The sequence below is a fragment of the Caminicella sporogenes DSM 14501 genome (genome assembly GCF_900142285.1).
Lineage (GTDB): Bacteria > Bacillota > Clostridia > Peptostreptococcales > Caminicellaceae > Caminicella > Caminicella sporogenes.
In genome coordinates this window covers 37,291-55,590 of sequence record NZ_FRAJ01000017.1, presented here as the reverse complement: position 1 = coordinate 55,590, position 18,300 = coordinate 37,291, and the positions used below count along the sequence as shown (strand labels likewise).

The 18,300-nt window shown below is 28.6% G+C and carries 6 protein-coding genes and 1 rRNA gene; all 7 read right to left on the bottom strand.

The features are described from left to right. Window positions 1-211: ribosomal RNA gene (locus BUA90_RS09880) — 16S ribosomal RNA — on the bottom strand; the annotation flags it as partial. Window positions 212-435: 224 nt separating this feature from the next. Further along, complete coding sequence (locus tag BUA90_RS09875) at window positions 436-1,038, bottom strand: 50S ribosomal protein L25 (RefSeq protein ID WP_072968130.1); 603 nt, start codon at window positions 1,036-1,038, stop codon at window positions 436-438. A gap of 124 nt (window positions 1,039-1,162) precedes the next feature. Further along, a complete protein-coding gene (locus BUA90_RS09870; RefSeq protein ID WP_072968128.1) occupies window positions 1,163-1,768 on the bottom strand; it encodes a 50S ribosomal protein L25 in 606 nt (201 codons plus the stop codon). Between the two features lie 162 nt (window positions 1,769-1,930). Then, window positions 1,931-2,203 (bottom strand): pro-sigmaK processing inhibitor BofA family protein, encoded by a 273-nt coding sequence (locus BUA90_RS09865; protein WP_072968126.1) that lies wholly within the window; start codon window positions 2,201-2,203, stop codon window positions 1,931-1,933. 133 nt (window positions 2,204-2,336) lie between these two features. Next, on the bottom strand, window positions 2,337-2,630 hold the full coding sequence (locus BUA90_RS09860) for a YaaL family protein (protein ID WP_072968124.1): 294 nt from the start codon (window positions 2,628-2,630) through the stop codon (window positions 2,337-2,339). A gap of 135 nt (window positions 2,631-2,765) precedes the next feature. After that, window positions 2,766-12,557, bottom strand: coding sequence for an S-layer homology domain-containing protein (locus tag BUA90_RS09855; RefSeq protein WP_072968122.1), 9,792 nt, complete (start codon window positions 12,555-12,557; stop codon window positions 2,766-2,768). A 305-nt stretch (window positions 12,558-12,862) separates the two neighbouring features. Continuing rightward, window positions 12,863-18,214 carry an S-layer homology domain-containing protein gene (locus tag BUA90_RS12190; protein ID WP_159430021.1) on the bottom strand — a complete coding sequence of 1,784 codons (5,352 nt, stop codon included), beginning with the start codon at window positions 18,212-18,214 and terminating at the stop codon, window positions 12,863-12,865. Between the last annotated feature and the right edge of the window lie 86 nt (window positions 18,215-18,300).

Genomic DNA, 18,300 nt, shown 5'->3' with positions numbered 1-18,300 from the left:
GCCATGCGACATCGTAGTCTTATGGGGTATTAGCACACCTTTCGTTGTGTTATCCCCCTGCACAGGGCAGGTTGCCCACGCGTTACTCACCCGTCCGCCGCTAAGCTTTAATCTTTTCAGCTAAGCTGTAAAGATTAAAGCTCCGCTCGACTTGCATGTGTTAGGCACGCCGCCAGCGTTCATCCTGAGCCAGGATCAAACTCTCAAAATAAAACTGACTCTTCGTTTTAGGCTTCAGTAAATCTTTTTAATCTTTTACTGTTACCTGCTTTTTTCCTTACACTGTTTAGTTTTCAATGTCCAACTTTTTCATTTCATCGACCTTTAATAATTTACCACATGTTTTTTATCTTGTCAAGAGCTTTTTATTTTGCTGCTCTTTCAAGCGACAATTGGTATTGTATCATATAAAATTCACTATGTCAAATAGAAATTTTATTCATATGTTATATCTTGTAGATTTTCTTCTCTTTCATCATCTATAACCCTTTCTCCATGAGTTAAAGAAGCTACTACTTGACTTGATTCATGTAAAACTGTTATTTCTTCAGAAAACTCTAAATCTCCAATAGTTATTGGATGACCAAGTACTAAATCTTTTACGCTTATTTCAATACTCTGTGGAATATTTTTTGGTAAACATTCTATATTTAATTCCCTTAATTGCTGCTGAATAGCTGTATGATTACTTCTAATAAACTCTTTATCTACTAGTTTAAGAGGCACTGTAACATGAATTGGCTTATCATTTGAAACTGCCTGAAAATCAACATGTAATATATTGTTATCAATTGAATCCTTTTGTATTTCCTTTATCATAGAAATTATAACTTCTCCATCTATTTTTAAATTTAATAATGTATTTGTTCCATAACTTCTTAAAATATTATTAAATTCTTTTTTATCTATTTTTATATTCCTAGACTCAACATTATATCCATATAAAACTGCTGGTATATATCCAGAATTTCTCATTCTATTGCTCTCATTTGAACCTACATTACTTCTAATATCCGCATTAACTACTGCTTTTAACACTTTAATTCCTCCTTCCTACTTGTCAAATTCATCATTAATCATTATTTCCAATATCTATATTTTTATACAAAAAAATAAAAACAGCATAGATTCTTATTACTATGCTGCTTTAATATATTATATTTTAATATAAATCACTCAAACTCTCTTCCTCTTTTTCTACTACCTCCTGTTTAGTAGTATTAGCAAGAACTGCTATTATTTGATTTGGCTCTGTCAGTACTTCTATATTTTCATTCTTATAAATATCTAAATCACTTACTTTTATTGCATCTGCTGTTTTCAAAATTTCTGCATCAACTTCAACTACTTGTGGCAAATATTTAGGTATAGTCTGAATTTCTATTTCATTTAACTGTTCTTGCACTACTGATGTACTACTTTCAACAGCTGTCTTATTTACTATATGTATTGGTATTTTTACTCTTACTTTTTCTCCTTTAACCAATTCTTGAAAATCTATATGTATTATATTCTGTTTAGTTATATGACGTTGTATATCTCTTATAATAACAGAAGTTTTTGTATCTCCGATATTTAATTCAACACTTGAACCTACTTCATAATGATTTAAAATTCTTTCTACATCATTTTTCTTTAATTTTATATTTTTATTTTCAATGTTATTACCATAAATTATCGCTGGCACATACCCCTCTTTTCTTAATTTTTTTGCTCCTTTCTTTTTAACATTTTCCCTTATCTCTGCCACAACTACTGCTTTTTGCATTATTAATCCCCCTTCCTTACTATTAAGTTTATCCTTATTTATATTAAATCAAAAAAATTAGAATTTTTCAAATAATTTCGATATTTTTGTTTGTATTAATTTCTTTATTAATTAATTTAGTCATTTTTTCTAATAAAAATTATTTTAAAAAATAATAAAATATCAAAGTATCCATTTTAAAATAAGCATCATAATAACACCCGGAACTCCTAAAAATCCCGCTATTAAAGCCGTAATCGGATTAATAATTATACTAAATCCCCAAAATTGCCCTATAAAATTCACAATCAAAAGAAGTATTCCTCCTATAATTCCGTTATATATTAATTTTATAATTAATCTTATTGGAAACAGTAAAACATATCCTATTATATATAAAAGTATAAGCCCTAGAGCATAAGCAAATATAACACTCAATTCTATCCCTATACTCATATACAACCCCCATTTGTATAAAAATAATAAACTATTATATTTATATAAAGTTTGTCTAATTCATATTCCTACTTTTCTATTCTTTTTTAATAAAGAATAGCTTATTGCACATTATCAGTACAATAAGCTATTTTTAATTTATATCTCGTTCTATTCCCATTTTCTTTGCAAGTTTTAAAAGATAAGTATAACGAATTCTTGCTGCTTCCATTCTATATATAGCATGGTCTATCAAATCTGGATCTGTTACATTTTCAAAATATTTTTCTGCATTTTTCCACTCTTCATGAGCTAATTTAATACTATCTAAAATTTCTTCATCTTCTGTCTTTACCTCTCCATATAATAGTTTTTCATATATATTATTTAAAACACTTATTAACCTGTTATTATCATTACCTTTTTCTTTTTTTAAATGTGGTATCATAAAAATTCCCCCTCAAACCTTTCTTATTATCTATATTAGCCAAATTTTGGATTATTATACCTTGTCTACTTAAATAAATTATCTTTTTTAATATTAAAAACTGCTAGCATAAATTTTGCTAGCAGTTTTTATTTTTTAATGGATTAAATTATAAAGTTTGTAGAGCATCACAGCTGCTTGTGCTCTATTTGCTCTCTCTTTTGGTGCAAATCTTCCATCTTCCATACCTCTTATGATTTTTTCTTTTACACACATGCTTACTGCTTCTCTTGCCCATACTGATATTTCTTCTTTGTCTGTAAAAATATTTAATTCTTCTAAGGTTGCTTCTTTATATCCTTTCTGCTTTAATACTTTTGCAATAATTACTGCCATTTCTTCTCTTGTGATTTTTTCATCTGGCCTACATGTTCCATCTTCATATCCTTCTATTATTCCATTTGATGCTGCTAACTTTATTTCTTCTTTTGCCCAATGTCCTTTTATATCTTTAAATTCTTTTTCTCTTCTTCTTTCTAGATTAAATGCTTTTACTAACATTGTTATAAACTCTGCCCTTGTTATTTCTTTTTCAGGCTTGAATGTCTTATCTGGATACCCACTTATTATTCCTATTTCTACTAATTCCTTTACATACTTCTCTGCCCAGTGTCCTTTTATATCTTTTATATTTTCTTCTGCCTTTATTTCTTTTGTATTTTTTATATTAATTTCTTCATCTTTATATACTTTAGTTTCTTTTGATGACCTTCTTTTTCTTCTCTTGCTGCTATTTTTATTTGTATTTACTTTCTCTGTATATGCTATAAATTTAGTAAAGTGTTTTGTCCAAATGACCAGGTCTTTCCCTACGTCTATTTTTCCTTCTTTTCCTTCTGCTATCTCTTTATCTGCTATTTCTTGATTATCTTCTCTAAGCATTTGTGTGATTTCTATTATTTTCCCATCTTTTATATATGCTGCTTTTTTACCTGCTTGTCCCGATATAACTAATCTTACTGCTTTATTAAATGTTAATCCTATATCTCCTCCTACTTCTACTACTGCTTCTGGTATACCATTTTCTATTTTTACACTCTCTTTTTCTACTTCTGTTGGCATCTTAATTGTTCCATCCCATTTTTTATCTTCTGCCGTTATTATTATTCCTGCTGGTATTTCTACTTTTGCTATATTTGATTTGATTTCTAGCTTTGGAAGTATTGCTTGTTTTTTACCCTTTTCTTCTTTCAATTGCACTTTTATTGTTGCATCTTTTATATTTTCTACATCTACTTTTATTTCTACATCTCTTATTTCTTCTTCTGTTATCTCTGGCAATTCTAAATGTTTTTCTTCTTGTTTTACTTTTATTTCCGTTGGCTTATCTTTTAATATTTTTATAATATTTTTCTTTATAAATCTTATAGTATAAATCTTTTCTGCTTTGTTACCTGCTTTATCTACTGCTTCTATTTTTATTTTATTTTCCCCTTCTTTTAACATTATTTTATAGCTTCCATCAATTTGAGGATTTATCTTTTCATCTTCTAATTTTACTATTGGTATCAATTCTTTATCTATATTATCTTTTACTTTTACTGCAAAACTTATTTCTGACTCATTTACTTTTTGTCCTTCCTCTATACCTTCTACAATTATCTCTGGCGGTTGTTTATCTATTACCTTTTCTTCGACAATAACTTTACAATATGGTCTTGTTAAATTTCTTTTTCCTGTTTTTCTATCAAACCTTTCAGCAGATATATAATAAATACCTGCTTTATCAAATTTTAAAGTTACCTTTCCAGTTTCATCAGTCAATACATTTTTTTCATTTAATTTATATTCTTCGTTATTTACTAATATCTTTGCTAAATTGACAGGTTCTATTCTCGTCTTATCAGTATACATATCGTAATAACTTCCTGTAAGAAGCAAATCAAATTTTTCACCTGTTTTTACAACAACCTCTTCTTTATCAAACCATGAATAAACATTTTTCGTATAATCCTCTTGGAAAAATACTACTATATATTGTTCATCTTTTATTTCCATCTCATTTACATATAACGGTACAAATTTATTATCTACATAATACATCCAACCATCTTTATCGCCTATACTTCCTTGTTCTAAACCATCTATCATCGTTATATAGCTTCCGCCATTATGATTTAATCCTTTTTTACTATCTTTACAGTCAATTCCCTGACGTTCTAATGCTTTTATTATAGCATGAATTGCTCTTGGTTTTTTGAATTTCCTATTAATTCCATAATCACTTAAATCTAATTTATCTACTTTTACTTCCGTTTTAGGAACAATAGTGCGATTATTTCCCTCTATTCTTACATATAATTTTACATCTACAACTGGCTGCTGAGTTTCTTCTGGTATGTCTTCTACTTCTTCATATTTTATAGCCAATTTTTCAAATATAGATTGATTACTATAAAGAGCAACTATTGCAACAAATGCTTGACTAGTAGCATCATTAACTACATAATTTTGTCCTTCTCCCTTTCCATAACCACTTTTTCTTGGATCTGATTTTACTACCTTACTCTTTAGTAAGGCATCTAATATTGTCTTATTATCTTTTTTCCATTCATCTGCATAAAGTGGATTAATACCATTTGCAATTAATGCTTGAATTACTCTTCCTATTGCAATAGGACTATTCTCACCTTTTAAATATCCTTTTTCAATATCAAATCCAGCATCACTATTTTGTTTTGACTTTAAGAAATCTATTAAAGTTTTTATTGTATCTTCTACACCATTTATATCTTTATGTTTCGCTAAAGCTGTAAGCACTAGAGCTTCAGTTAAAATTTCTTTATATGTTTTAGAGTCTTTATACTCAATCATTTGTATTAATCTTTTTACTGCAGCTTCTCTATCATATTTTCCATCTGCCATATCAAGAGCTATAATAGAGTAAGCTAAAGCTTCTATAGAATTTCTATCAACTTCTTTTAATATGAATTCTCCTTTATTTTCTCCATTTTTTACTTGAGATGATTGGAGTTCATCTACATAGTTCCTACATTCTCCTTTGCTCGTTTCATAATTTCTAGGATCCAGTCCTGCACCTATAACAGCTATTATCATCTTAGAAGCTTGCCAAGCACTATCTGTTTTATCATATTCAAAAAGTTTGTTTTGTATAAGCTCTTTATCCATTCCTGCTAAATTTGCAGCACAAACTCCTAAAAAATCAAATATAACATTGTCTTCATACGCTTTCTTTAAAAAATCTATTTCTTTTTTCAGTTTTTCTTTTAAATCATCTTTTATCTTAATTTCATGATACATAGATTTATGTCTATATAAATCTGCTAAAGCTGCAAAAGCTGTTTCTGTACTTTTTGGTGTATCTGTTACTCCTTCTCCATATTCAAAAGCACCATTTTCAAGTTGACGCTCAAGTAAAACTTCCACTATAGATTTGCCATTTTTAACCCATTTTACAGGGTCAATATCATTTGCAATGAGAGCTTGTATTACAGTAGCTATTGCAAATGTATTATTTTTATAACCGCTATGGTCAAAACCGCCTTCTTCATTTCTACTAGATTTAATATAGTCAATACAATGATTTATAGTTTCATTTACTCCTTTTATATCTTTATGTTTTGCTAGTGCTGTTATTACTAATGCTTTCGTCTCTATTTCACTATATAGACCTTCCTTTTTATGTTTTCCATCATTTATCATATCTACTAATCTATTTACAGCTTTTTCTACATCATAACTTCCATCAGCCATATCAAGTGCAATAATAGAAAGAGACATTCCATTTATACTATCTTCATCTACTTTTTCACTTACTATAAATTCTCCATTTTCTCTTTGTGAACTTACTAAATCCATTACATAATTTTTATATAATATGATATTGCCTTTTTCGTCCTTTATTGGATAATTTCTAGGATTTTTACCTGCTGCTATAATTTCCATAATGTTCTTAGCATAGTGAATAGCATAATCTCTTCTATAAAGTCTTAAATTCGATGCTATTTTTTCTTTATCTATTTTAAAATCATCTTCTATATGCTTAAGAGCCAAAGCTGCCATATAATCATACAAACCATAATTGTTATAATAATCTACTAACTTATTAATAGATGCTTTTATTCTTAAATCAATATCCTTACTTTCTCTTACTTTTACTGTAATCTCATCAAATATAGACTCATCTTCTTTAATTTTTGCTTTAACTTGAGATTCTCCTGCACTTAATGCTATTACTTTCCCATTTTCAACTTTTACAATATTTGGTTTTGAACTTTCCCAAATTAATTCTATATCTTTTATTAATACATTTTTTTCATCAAATACTTGTACTTCTAATTGCTTTTCTTCTCCTGCTAAAAGATTTAAGCTATCTAAATTTATTTTTAAACTCTGTGGTTTTCCTGCTTTTACATATTTCAATTCATGATACATGGACTTATTTTTAGCTAAATCTGCTAGAGCTGCTAAAGCATAAGATGTTGCTATTTCTGATGTATAGCTTACAGAAGGTCTTACTTTAAATTTTTCACCTTCTCTACATGATAAGATTGCATCTAGTAATGTTATTTTATTTCCATATTCATCATATTTTACCCATTCATCTGAAAGTGGATTTTCACCAATTGCCATTAACGCTTGAATTACAATTGCTGTATCTGAACAGCGTTCTATCAATGCATTTTCTTTTTGATGTTCTTTAAAAAATCTTTTTATACTATTAATCACATTTTGCACGTTTACTTTTTCTTTATGATTAGAAAGTGCAATAAGCACCCAAGCTGTATCTTCTACATCTGCTGAAGAATATTTTTCAACATACAACTTATCTCCATCTCTTTTAAGTTTGTTTATTAAAGCTGCTACCGCTTCTTTTTCCTCATATTTTTCTCCTGCCATATCTAAAGCTATAATAGCTTTTGCTATATAACCTGCATTAGAATTTTCATAAAACTTAGGCGTAGCTTTTAAAATAAAATCTATATAATTTTTATCTTTATAATCTTTAGGATTTTCTCCTGTCGCAATGATATTAATAATATTTTTTGCATCATTTCCTAAATTTCTATATGAATAGATATTCTTTTTTGAACTTATGTCATTTATATTTACACCAGCAAATCTAAGTCCCATAGATGTTATAAAATCATATTTATCTCGTTTTTTGAAATATTCCTTTACAGCATTGATAGCTTCATTAATTTTTTCTTCATCTGTTTTTCCTTTTATAACTTCTAATACTATCTCGTCTTTAATTTCTGCTTGTTCATCTCTTTTTACAATTCCAGTTATATATATTTTTCCTTCTTTTAAAGCTGTCAAAATATTATTTTCATCAATTGTTGCATAGTCCTTAGGTTTTATAGTCCATACAACTTTTACATTTTCAATAATTTCTCTATCTTTATCACAAACAACTGATTTAATCTTTATCTTTCTACCTACTTCTATTTTCTTAATATTTTTATCAACTGATACTTTTATTGTATCTGGTATAACTGGTAATATTTTTAACTTAAAAGTATCTTTAATATTTGGAAAATCCTTCAAAGTAGCTGTAATAACTACTGTTCCTTCTTTTACTGCTGTAATTTCTCCTGTATTTTTATCTACAACTGCTATAGATGGTTTATCTACAGACCATACAAATATTTGAGAAGGAACAAACTTATTATCCTTGTCATATGCTTTTGCGAATAGTTTTAATTTCCTACCTACTTTTAATTCTTTCTTTTCATTTTCAGCTACTATTTCTATCTTTTCTGGATTTCCTACTTTTATTTTTATTTCTTTATACATTGATTTTCCAGTACTTATATCTGTAAGAACTGCAAAAACTAGTGCTGTAGCCTTTTTATCTATATAGCTGGATTTTTCTCTTTCTTTAAAAGCATTACCATCTTTAAATTTTAATAACCTATCCAATAAAGTAACTTTATTTCCATATTCATCTTTTTTGATATAAGTTTCTGATAATGGATTTTCACCTACTGCTATTAATGCTTGAACTATACTTGCTATATCTATACTGCTTACATTTTTATCCCAATGTTCATATTCTTCTTTTATGTATTTTTTTATTTTGTTTATTAAATTACTTACACCATTTTTATCTACATGATTTGAAAGAGCTATAAGAGATATAGTGGTTTTTTCTAAACTAGGTTTATAAACTCCTTTTACATAAGCTTTATCTCCCAATACTTCAAATTTATCCATTAAAGCTTTTACAGCCTTATCTATGTCATACTCGGCACATGCCATATCTAATGCAATAATAGAATATGCTATATTATCTGCTTCATCATCATCTGAATAATAGTATCCTTTTGCATCAAAATATCCGCTTTCTACTTGTGAATCAGCTAAATATTTTACATAATCTTTATTTTTATAATTTCTAGGATCTAATCCTGCTGCAATTATAGAAATTATCGCTTTAGCATATTCTCCTGATTCATTATCACCCCAGCTACCTCTCTTAAAACTCAACTTTTCAATATCTAATTTTTCTTGTATTTTTTTCTTATCTATCCCTACTCTATTTAACGCTAAAGCTTCAATATAATCATATTTTGTATCTTCTTTATAAAATTGCTTCAGCTCACTGATTATACTTTCAGCTTTTTCTTTATCACTTTTAGCAGGAATTACTTTTATATTTAATACTTTTGATACATTAAAACCTTTTACCTTAGCTGTTATCCTAACATCTGCTTCTTTTTGAACTTGTTTTGCTGTAATAAGTCCACAACTGTCTATAACTGCTATATCCTCATTAGAACTTGTCCACTCTATTTCTGCTTTTTCTATAAAAGAACCATCTTTTTCATATGTTTTAGCTTCAACCTTCAATTTATATCCAGCTTCTATCGTCTTTTCATCTATTTCTTTATCATCACAAAAAATTACAACTTTTTCTGGAATTACCGCTATTATGTTTAAAACAATTTCTTTCTTTACATCTTTTTTACTCTTTGATGTTGCAGTAATAATTACTTTTGTATCCTTTTCTACTTCCTTTGCTGTAACAAGTCCTGTTTCATCTACAACAGCTACTGTTTCATCTGAACTGCTCCATATAACTTCTTCATCTAATTCTTCTCCATCTTCTTCTAAAACTTTTTTAAACAATATTAATTTTTGTCCTTCTTTTAAATTATTATCTTTTTTATTTGATGGTAGACTAATTTTTATCTCATATGGAACTCTATCTTTTATAATAATCTCTTTATCTACTTTTATATTTTTATCTCTAATTTTTGCAGTAATAATAACCTTTTTATCTCCATCTACTTGTTTGCCAACAAGTAATCCCATTTTATCTATTACTGCTATATTTTTAGTTTTATCTGAACAAATCCATTCTATTTTTTGCCCCGGTACTATTTTTCCATCTTTATCTGTAACCTTAGCTCTTAATTTTAACTTTTGTCCTTCTTTTACATAATCTCGCTGACTTAAAATTTCAATTTTAGTTGGAATAGTTCCCGTTTCAATTTTTACTTCATGATACATTGATTTATCTTTATATAAATCTACAAGAGCTGCAAAACTATAAGCTGTAGCTTCATCGTTTGTTATATAACTAGTAGAAGTAATTTTGAATTTTTTTCCTTCTTTAAATGATAACAATCCATCAAATATAGTTTTTTCACCTTTTTTCCACTCATCTGACAGTGGATTTTCTCCAATTGCCTTTAATGCTTGTATAACAGAAGCTGTAGCAATACTATTTGGTTTAAGATAGCTACTACTCATAGTTGTAGCACTAAATACAGCTTCATCATTTTGTTTATATTTAAAATAAGTTTTACACTTTTCTACTAATTCTTTTACATTATCCATATCCATATGTTTTGACATAGCAATAATCGCCATAGATGTCATTTGAACTCTACTGTAATTACTGCTCTTTTCAAAATATTTACTGTCTCTATAACTTTTTGCTTTCTCTTCTAAAAACTTTATTGCTTTTTGTACGTCATATGTTTCCCCTGCCATATCTAATGCTATAATTGGTAAAATTACATTTTCTGTTTTTGAACAAATAAAACTGCTGCCTACCTCAAAATAACCCTTATCATTTTGAGATTGTGCCAATTCTTCTACATAGTTATGCCCATTATAATTTCTTGGGTCTAATCCCGCTGCAATAAGCATAATAATGTTTTCTGCATAATCAATTGGCGTGTATAAATTTTCATTTATTTTAATTTTCTCTTTTATTATATTTTTATCTTCACCCATATAACTAAGTGCTAAAGCTTCTATATAATCATATTCAGATTTATCTTCATAAACAGTTTTTATTTCTCCTAATACATCTTTTACTACATCACGTATTGTTATAACTTCTACTTCAATCCTTGATTCTATAGATTTATATACAGCTTTTATTATTGCTCTTCCTTTTTCCAATCCTGTTACTTTTCCATTATCTATCGTTACATAATCATTACCTTTAGCTACATTCCAAGTAACAACTACATCTTTAATTTCTTCATTATCCTGATCGAGCACCTTTGCAATAAATCTCAGACTCTGACCTTTTTTAATAATAACCTGCTTATTTACTTCTTTATCTTTTAAATAAATTTTAATATCAGTAGGCTTTCTATCCACTACTGTTATATTAATACTGTTTTTGATTGCAAGATTTCCTTCGATTTCTGCTGTAATAGTTACTTTACCATTATTTTTTGCCGTAACTACTCCATTTTCAACTACTGCAATATTATTATCAGAGCTTGTCCATTTTATTTTTTGACCTATTACAAGTCTATCTTGAGCATCTAAAATCTTAGCTCTTATTTTTATAGTTTTTCCCTTTATAACTTCATTTTTATCTACTTTTAAAATGATTTTCGATGGTACATCTCCTAATTCTATTTTTAATGCATGATACATTGATTTATTTTTCTTCAAATCTGATAGTGCTGCAAATACTGCTTCTGTAGATATTTTATCATATCGATGATACCATGTTCCCTTTGCATAAGTGCCATCACTATTTTGATATTCCATTAATAAATCAAGTATCGTTTTACCATTTTTTACATAATCTCCCGCTAAGGGATTTTCCCCAACTGCAATTAGTGCTTGTATAATTTTTCCTAAAAGTTCAGGATTTGTTATATAACCAAATTCTCCATTGTCTTTTTGTTCTGATTTTATATAATTTACACATTTTCTTAATAAATCTTTTACTCCAGATATATTTTTATGATTTGATAGAGCTATCATTGCAATTGCAGTCTTTTTTAAATCCGGACTATAATTCCCTTTTATATATGCTTTATCTTCCTTTATTGTAAATTTACTTTTTAATGCCTTTATTGCTTTATCTTTGTCATAATCTGCACCAGCCATATCAAGTGCTAAAATACAATAAGCATGCTCCTGAGCATCATCATCAAATAATCCTGTTTCCTGCTGCATATCTACAAGTATATCTACATAATTAAATGTTTCTCCTTCATACTCAAAATTCCTAGGGTCTTGCCCTGAAGCAATAATACCCATTATTCCTTTATAACAATTATATTTGCTTTTTCTTTTTAATGAATATACTCTTAAATTATCTGATATAATTCTTAAATCACTGTCTAAGTTATCACTTGCATGATTATATGCCATTGCTGGTATATAATCTAAAGACTTATTGTTATAATAATCTTTCAGTTTTTCTAATGCATTATCAATAATTTCTTCATAATCTTTATTTTCTTCTACAATGGATTGAATTTTTAGTTCTGGAACTGTATTTGCCAATTTTTCATATACACTACCTGCTGTTGTTCTGCTTTTCTCATACACACTATCACTTACAGTTGTTTGCCCATAAATATAAAAATCTGTACTTAAAATAGGTATGTACGAAAAAAGCATAGCAAAAATTAATAGTATACTAATACTTTTTTTCATAACGCTCCCCCTTTTTAATTTTTAATTCTTATGTTTAATTTTTTTAAATACAAAACATTATAAAAGCACTACCTGTATAGGTAGTGCCTCTAGTTTTCTAGTCAGCCACAATTTCAATAATAAACACATATAAAATTTTTATTTTAATTCTTCAGTCCTCTTTTTACTACATATTATATATCATTTTAAATATATTTTCAATTTTTAGAATTTATAAAATAATCTTCTATTTTTTGCAATTTATATACGTTTTTAAAAAACTGCTAGCATAGATTAAAATAAATTTCGCTAGCAGTTTTTATTTTTTAATGAATTAGATTATAAAGCTTGTAGAGCATTACGGCTGCTTGTGCCCTATTTGCTCTCTCTTTTGGTGCAAATCTTCCATCTCCCATACCTCTTATGATTTTTTCTTTTACGCACATGCTTATTGCTTCTCTTGCCCATACTGATATTTCTTCTTTGTCTGTAAAAATATTTAATTCTTCTAAGATTGCTTCTTTATATCCTTTCTGCTTTAATACTTTTGCAACAATTACTGCCATTTCTTCTCTTGTGATTTTTTCATTTGGCCTACATGTTCCATCTTCATATCCTTCTATTATTCCATTTGATGCTGCTAACTTTATTTCTTCTTTTGCCCAATGTCCTTTTATATCTTTAAATTCTTTTCCTTTTCTTCCTTCTAGCTTAAATGCTTTTACTAGTATTGTTATAAACTCTGCCCTTGTTATGTCTTTTTCCGGCTTGAATGTCTTATCTGGATATCCACTTATTACTCCTATTTTTACTAATTCTTTTACATATTTTTCTGCCCAATGCCCTTTTATATCTTTTATATTTTCTTCTGTTTTTACTTTTTCTTCTTTTTTCTCTGTTTTCTTTATTGCTATTACTGCAAACTTAGTAAATTGTTTTATTTTTCCACTTATTTTACTGTTTTTAAAATCTACTTCTGTATCCTTTAATTTTATCCACTTATCATCTTTTTCATCGTAACAATATATTGCTATTGCATTTTCGTTTTCATTTACTTTTGTCTTTTCAAATGGTAATGTAATTATTACTTCTTTATTAAAATCTACTTCTCTGTCTTTTGTAATTTTAAATATTTTGCTTATTAGTTTTTCTTCTTCTTTTAATTTTATATTTGATGTACTATTCTCTTTTGATATTTTTACATATATATCTTTATTTATTGCATCTTTTGGTATATTAATAATTACACCGTATTTTTCTACCTTTGTTTCTACACCTGTATATACTTTTATTCCTTTCGATGATGCACTTCCGCCTCCCCCGCTACTACTATCTTTATTTGTATCATTATTTGTATTTGTTTCTGTATACACTATAAATTTTGTAAAATGTTTTGTCCAAATGATTAGGTCTTTTCCTACGTCTATTTTTCCTTCTTTTCCTTCTGCTATCTCTTTATCTGCTATTTCTTGATTATCTTCTCTAAGAACTTGCGTAATTTCTATTACTTTTCCATCTTTTATATATGCTGCTTTTTTACCCGCTTGTCCTGGTATCACTAATCTTACTGCTTTATTAAATGTTAATCCTATATCTCCTCCTACTTCTATTACTGCTTCTGGTATGCCATTTTCTATTTTTACACTCGTCTTTTCTACTTCTGTTGGCATCTTAATTGTTCCATCCCATTCTTTATCTTCTGCCGTTATTATTCCTGCTGGTATTTCTATTTTTGCTATGTTTGATTTAATTTCTAGTTTTGGAAGCAGTGCTTGCTTTTTACCCTTTTCTTCTCTCAACGGCACTTTTATTGTTGCATCTTTTATATCTTCTACATCTACTTTTATTTCCACATCTCTTATTTCTTCTTCTGTTATCTCTGGCAATTCTAAATGTTTTTCTCCTTCTTTCACTTTTACCTCTACTGGTTTATCCTTTGATATTTTTATCGCTTTTCTCTTTATAAATTGTATTGTATATACTTTTATTGTCTTTTTATCTGGCTCTGTTACTTTTACTACTGCTTTATCTTTTACATCTAAGGCTTGTTTTATTTCAACTTTTGCATTTGGGTCTGATGGTATTGCTGTCACTTTTGGTACTTTTGATATATTTGATGGTAAGAAAACTTCATACGCCAATTTATCTTTTTTAAATCCTTTTATTATCTTTCCATCTATTCTTAAATCTTTTAGTCCTTCAAGATTTTTATCATCTATAATAACTTTTTCATATATAATCGTATATACCTTCTCTTCTTTGTTCCCTACTTTATCTACTGCTTCTATTTTTATTTTATTTTCCCCTTCTTTAAGGACTACTTCGTATTTTCCATTCTCGCCTTCTACTATCTCATCGTTTACTTTTACTATTACTTCTACTTCTCCTTCTTTTTCATCTTCTGCTTTTGCTGTGAATGTTATCTTTGCTTCTTTTACTGTCTTATCTTCTAAATCTGTTATTATCTCTGGTGCTTTTTTATCTCTTTCTTTTACTATTATTATTTTTGGTTCTGGTCTTACTATGTCTATATATTCCCTCTTTCCTTCCTTTATCTTATATCTTGTTAAGTTTATTTCATATTTCCCTGCTTTTTTTAATGTTATACTTGCTTTTCCTTCTTTATCTGTCTTTACTAATTCTCCATTCTCTTTGTATTCTTTTCCATTTACTAATATTATTGCTCCTTCTAATGGTTTCTCTTTACTTGCAAATCCTCCATTATCCCCTACAATAGTTATGTTTATACTTTCTCCTTCTGTTACTTCTGTTTTGTCTACTTCCATCTTTGTAAATACATTGTTAAATCCATATGCTCCATAGTACCATACTATTTCGTCTCCATCTTCTAATTCTTTCCCATTACATCCTACTGGCGGCATCTTTCCGTTTACTCTATACATCCATCCTGATATGCCACCATGGTCAAATTCTCTGTAACCTCCTATCATTGCTATGTATAAGCCCCAGCCATAGTCTTGAAAATCGAATAGCTTCGTTTCATCTGTCCCTTTTTCTCTGTCTTCTTTCGTTTGTTGTCTAAATCCATTATCTTTTAGTATCTTTACTATTGCATGAGCATTAGTTGGATTGTTAAATCTTTCTACTCCCCATCCACTAGACTCTGTCGCACTTCCTCCACTTGCTTCTCCTAAATCTTTTGATATATCTACTAATGGTACTTGTATTGTTGTCTTTGGTATGATTGTCCTATCATATCCTTCTACTCTTATACTCACTGTCTTTATGTTTGGTACTATATTTATTGTTATTTCATCTTTTATACTTGGTTGCTTTTCTACTGCTGCTGTTATTGTTACTTTTCCTTCTTTTAAGCTTATTATCTTTCCATATTTTACTATTGATGTCTTTTCATCACTGCTTGTCCATTTTATTTTTTCATCTTTTACTTCTTTTCCTTCTTCATCGTATATCTTCGCTCTTATTTCTGGTTTATTCCCTACTTTTATATTTGTATTTATTTTTTCTATTTCTATTCTCTTTATTTTTACTACTTTGTATATTATTGTATATACCTTCTCTGCTTTATTCCCTACTTTATCTACTGCTTCTATTGTTATCTTATTTTCTCCTTCTTTAAGAACTGCTTCGTATTTTCCATTCTCGCCCTCTACTACTTCACCGTTTACTTTTACTATTATTCCTACTTCTCCATCTTTTTCATCTTCTGCCCTCGCTGTGAATGTTATCTTTGCTTCTTTTACTGTCTTATCTTCTAAGTCTGTTATTATCTCTGGTGCTTTTTGGTCTTCTTTATTTCCCCATCTATATATAGAACCTTTTCCTTCTAAATAATAAATATATTGATCTAGTGCATAAAGTGCTTGTTCTGTTGCCATACCATTTACATTTCTATCAATATGGCCAAAACCCCCACCCTCTGCCTCAAAACTCAATAATGCATCTAATACATTTTTTCCGTTCTTTGTAAATTTTTCTCCTGTAGGATCTATATTGATATTACATAATCCCATAATAACTTGCGCACAAGATTCAGAATTAAAAGAACCCCATGAATAAAAACCACCATTTTCCTTTTGAATTGCTGATAAATATTCTACAGCTCTATCTACTGCTGCCTTTACATCTTCTCTCTTATTATAATATGGTGCTAGGGCTGTCATAGCCATACCTGTCATATCAGGGTCTCCAGTTGTACCCCAAAATGCCCATCCACCTTTTTTACCATAGTCATTATCTTCATTACTACATTCGTTCTCAAGAATTGCTTTAATTAATTTATCTCTATTCCATTTTGCATTTTCTGGTACTTTATATTCTCCTGCATCTAAAGCTATCAAACCAAATACTAAAGCATTAATTCCTTGTTTATCTAAATCGGTATTATAAATTTTTTCAATCAAATCATATCCAGCTATATTTCTTGGATCTCCACCTGCTGCCAATATGCCAAGTGTCATTCGCTCATATTCTGTAGGTTTATTTGCAAATTCTCCATTATGACTTTTTAAATATCTTTCTACTCCCTGCAAATAATCACTTGGTACTTCCTTTCCAGCTCTTGCAAGACCTATAGCAACCCAATCCATACTATAATGATTTTTTAATGCTACTTGTGCAGCTTTATCAATTGCTTCTAATACTCTTTCCTTATAAGAACTATTTTTTATTTGAATAGTGCATTGACCTTCTTTATCCGGCTCTCCTTTTACTTGCGCATATATAATAACTTTTCCAACACTCTTTGCCGTAAGTAATCCATTTTCATCAATACTTGCTATATTTGAATTACTCGTTTTCCATATAGGTTGGTAGTTATCTATATTCTTTCCTTCTTTATCTAATGCTGTAACTGTTAGCTGTAAATTCTCTCCTACATGTATATCTTTATTTGGCTTATTAATTCGTATACTCTTAGGTACTACTGTATCGTATGTATAAACCCTTATTATATCTCCATCTTTTAATTCTACTTCGGGATTCATACATGTAGATTCGTCATCATTTATATCATAAAGCCAAGTATCTTCTATACCATTAATTTTATTAATATATCCTATTGTAAAATCTATATCATTATCTTTTATATTTTCTTTCTCCAAAGCTTCTTTTATAGCTGCACAAACAGATTTTCCTTTTAATACTGTAACCTCTTTATCATTTACAATAATTTCATTTCCTTTATATACTCTTACTTTAACTTTAATAAAATCACTTAAACTTGGAAGTAAATCACTAGGATTCTTTACATAGTAAAAGAAAATCTTATCTCCTTCTTTTACTTCCTTTTTCCCTGCTCCAACATTAGGCAATATACCATTTACCTTATACATCCATCCACTCATAGATGTATATGTTCCATCTTCTATACCATTTTTTTGATCATTTATACTTGTTATAAATCCAGAATCTTCATTTTGTTCTATTCTAAGGCCAGCAGCTTTAAGTACATCTGAAGCATATACTACATTACTTACAATATCTTTTCCGTATACTACACTCCTTACAGTAACCTCATGTGGTGAAAATAATATCTCATTATACTTTCCAACTACTGCTAGTTTTACTGTCGTATCTTTAGTCATATTTTGTTGTGCATTTACAGTTATTGGACTGATTATTCCCAATCCTAAACTAGTAAAAATCATAGTAAAAATAACTAGTAAAGATATGAAACTCCTAATATTTTTTTTCATAATCCCCATCCTTCTCATTTTTTATTTCGCTAAACAAAAAGAGGCTCTATCTCAAATAAGATAGGCCTCTAGTTTTCTAGTCAGCC

What these genes read in the sequence shown, in the direction of transcription:
- BUA90_RS09870 (WP_072968128.1), bottom strand. Translation starts at nt 1,768, where the DNA reads ATGCAAAAAGCAGTAGTTGTGGCAGAGATAAGGGAAAATGTTAAAAAG.
- BUA90_RS12190 (WP_159430021.1), bottom strand. Translation starts at nt 18,214, where the DNA reads ATGAAAAAAAATATTAGGAGTTTCATATCTTTACTAGTTATTTTTACT.
- BUA90_RS09855 (WP_072968122.1), bottom strand. Translation starts at nt 12,557, where the DNA reads ATGAAAAAAAGTATTAGTATACTATTAATTTTTGCTATGCTTTTTTCG.
- BUA90_RS09860 (WP_072968124.1), bottom strand. Translation starts at nt 2,630, where the DNA reads ATGATACCACATTTAAAAAAAGAAAAAGGTAATGATAATAACAGGTTA.
- BUA90_RS09865 (WP_072968126.1), bottom strand. Translation starts at nt 2,203, where the DNA reads ATGAGTATAGGGATAGAATTGAGTGTTATATTTGCTTATGCTCTAGGG.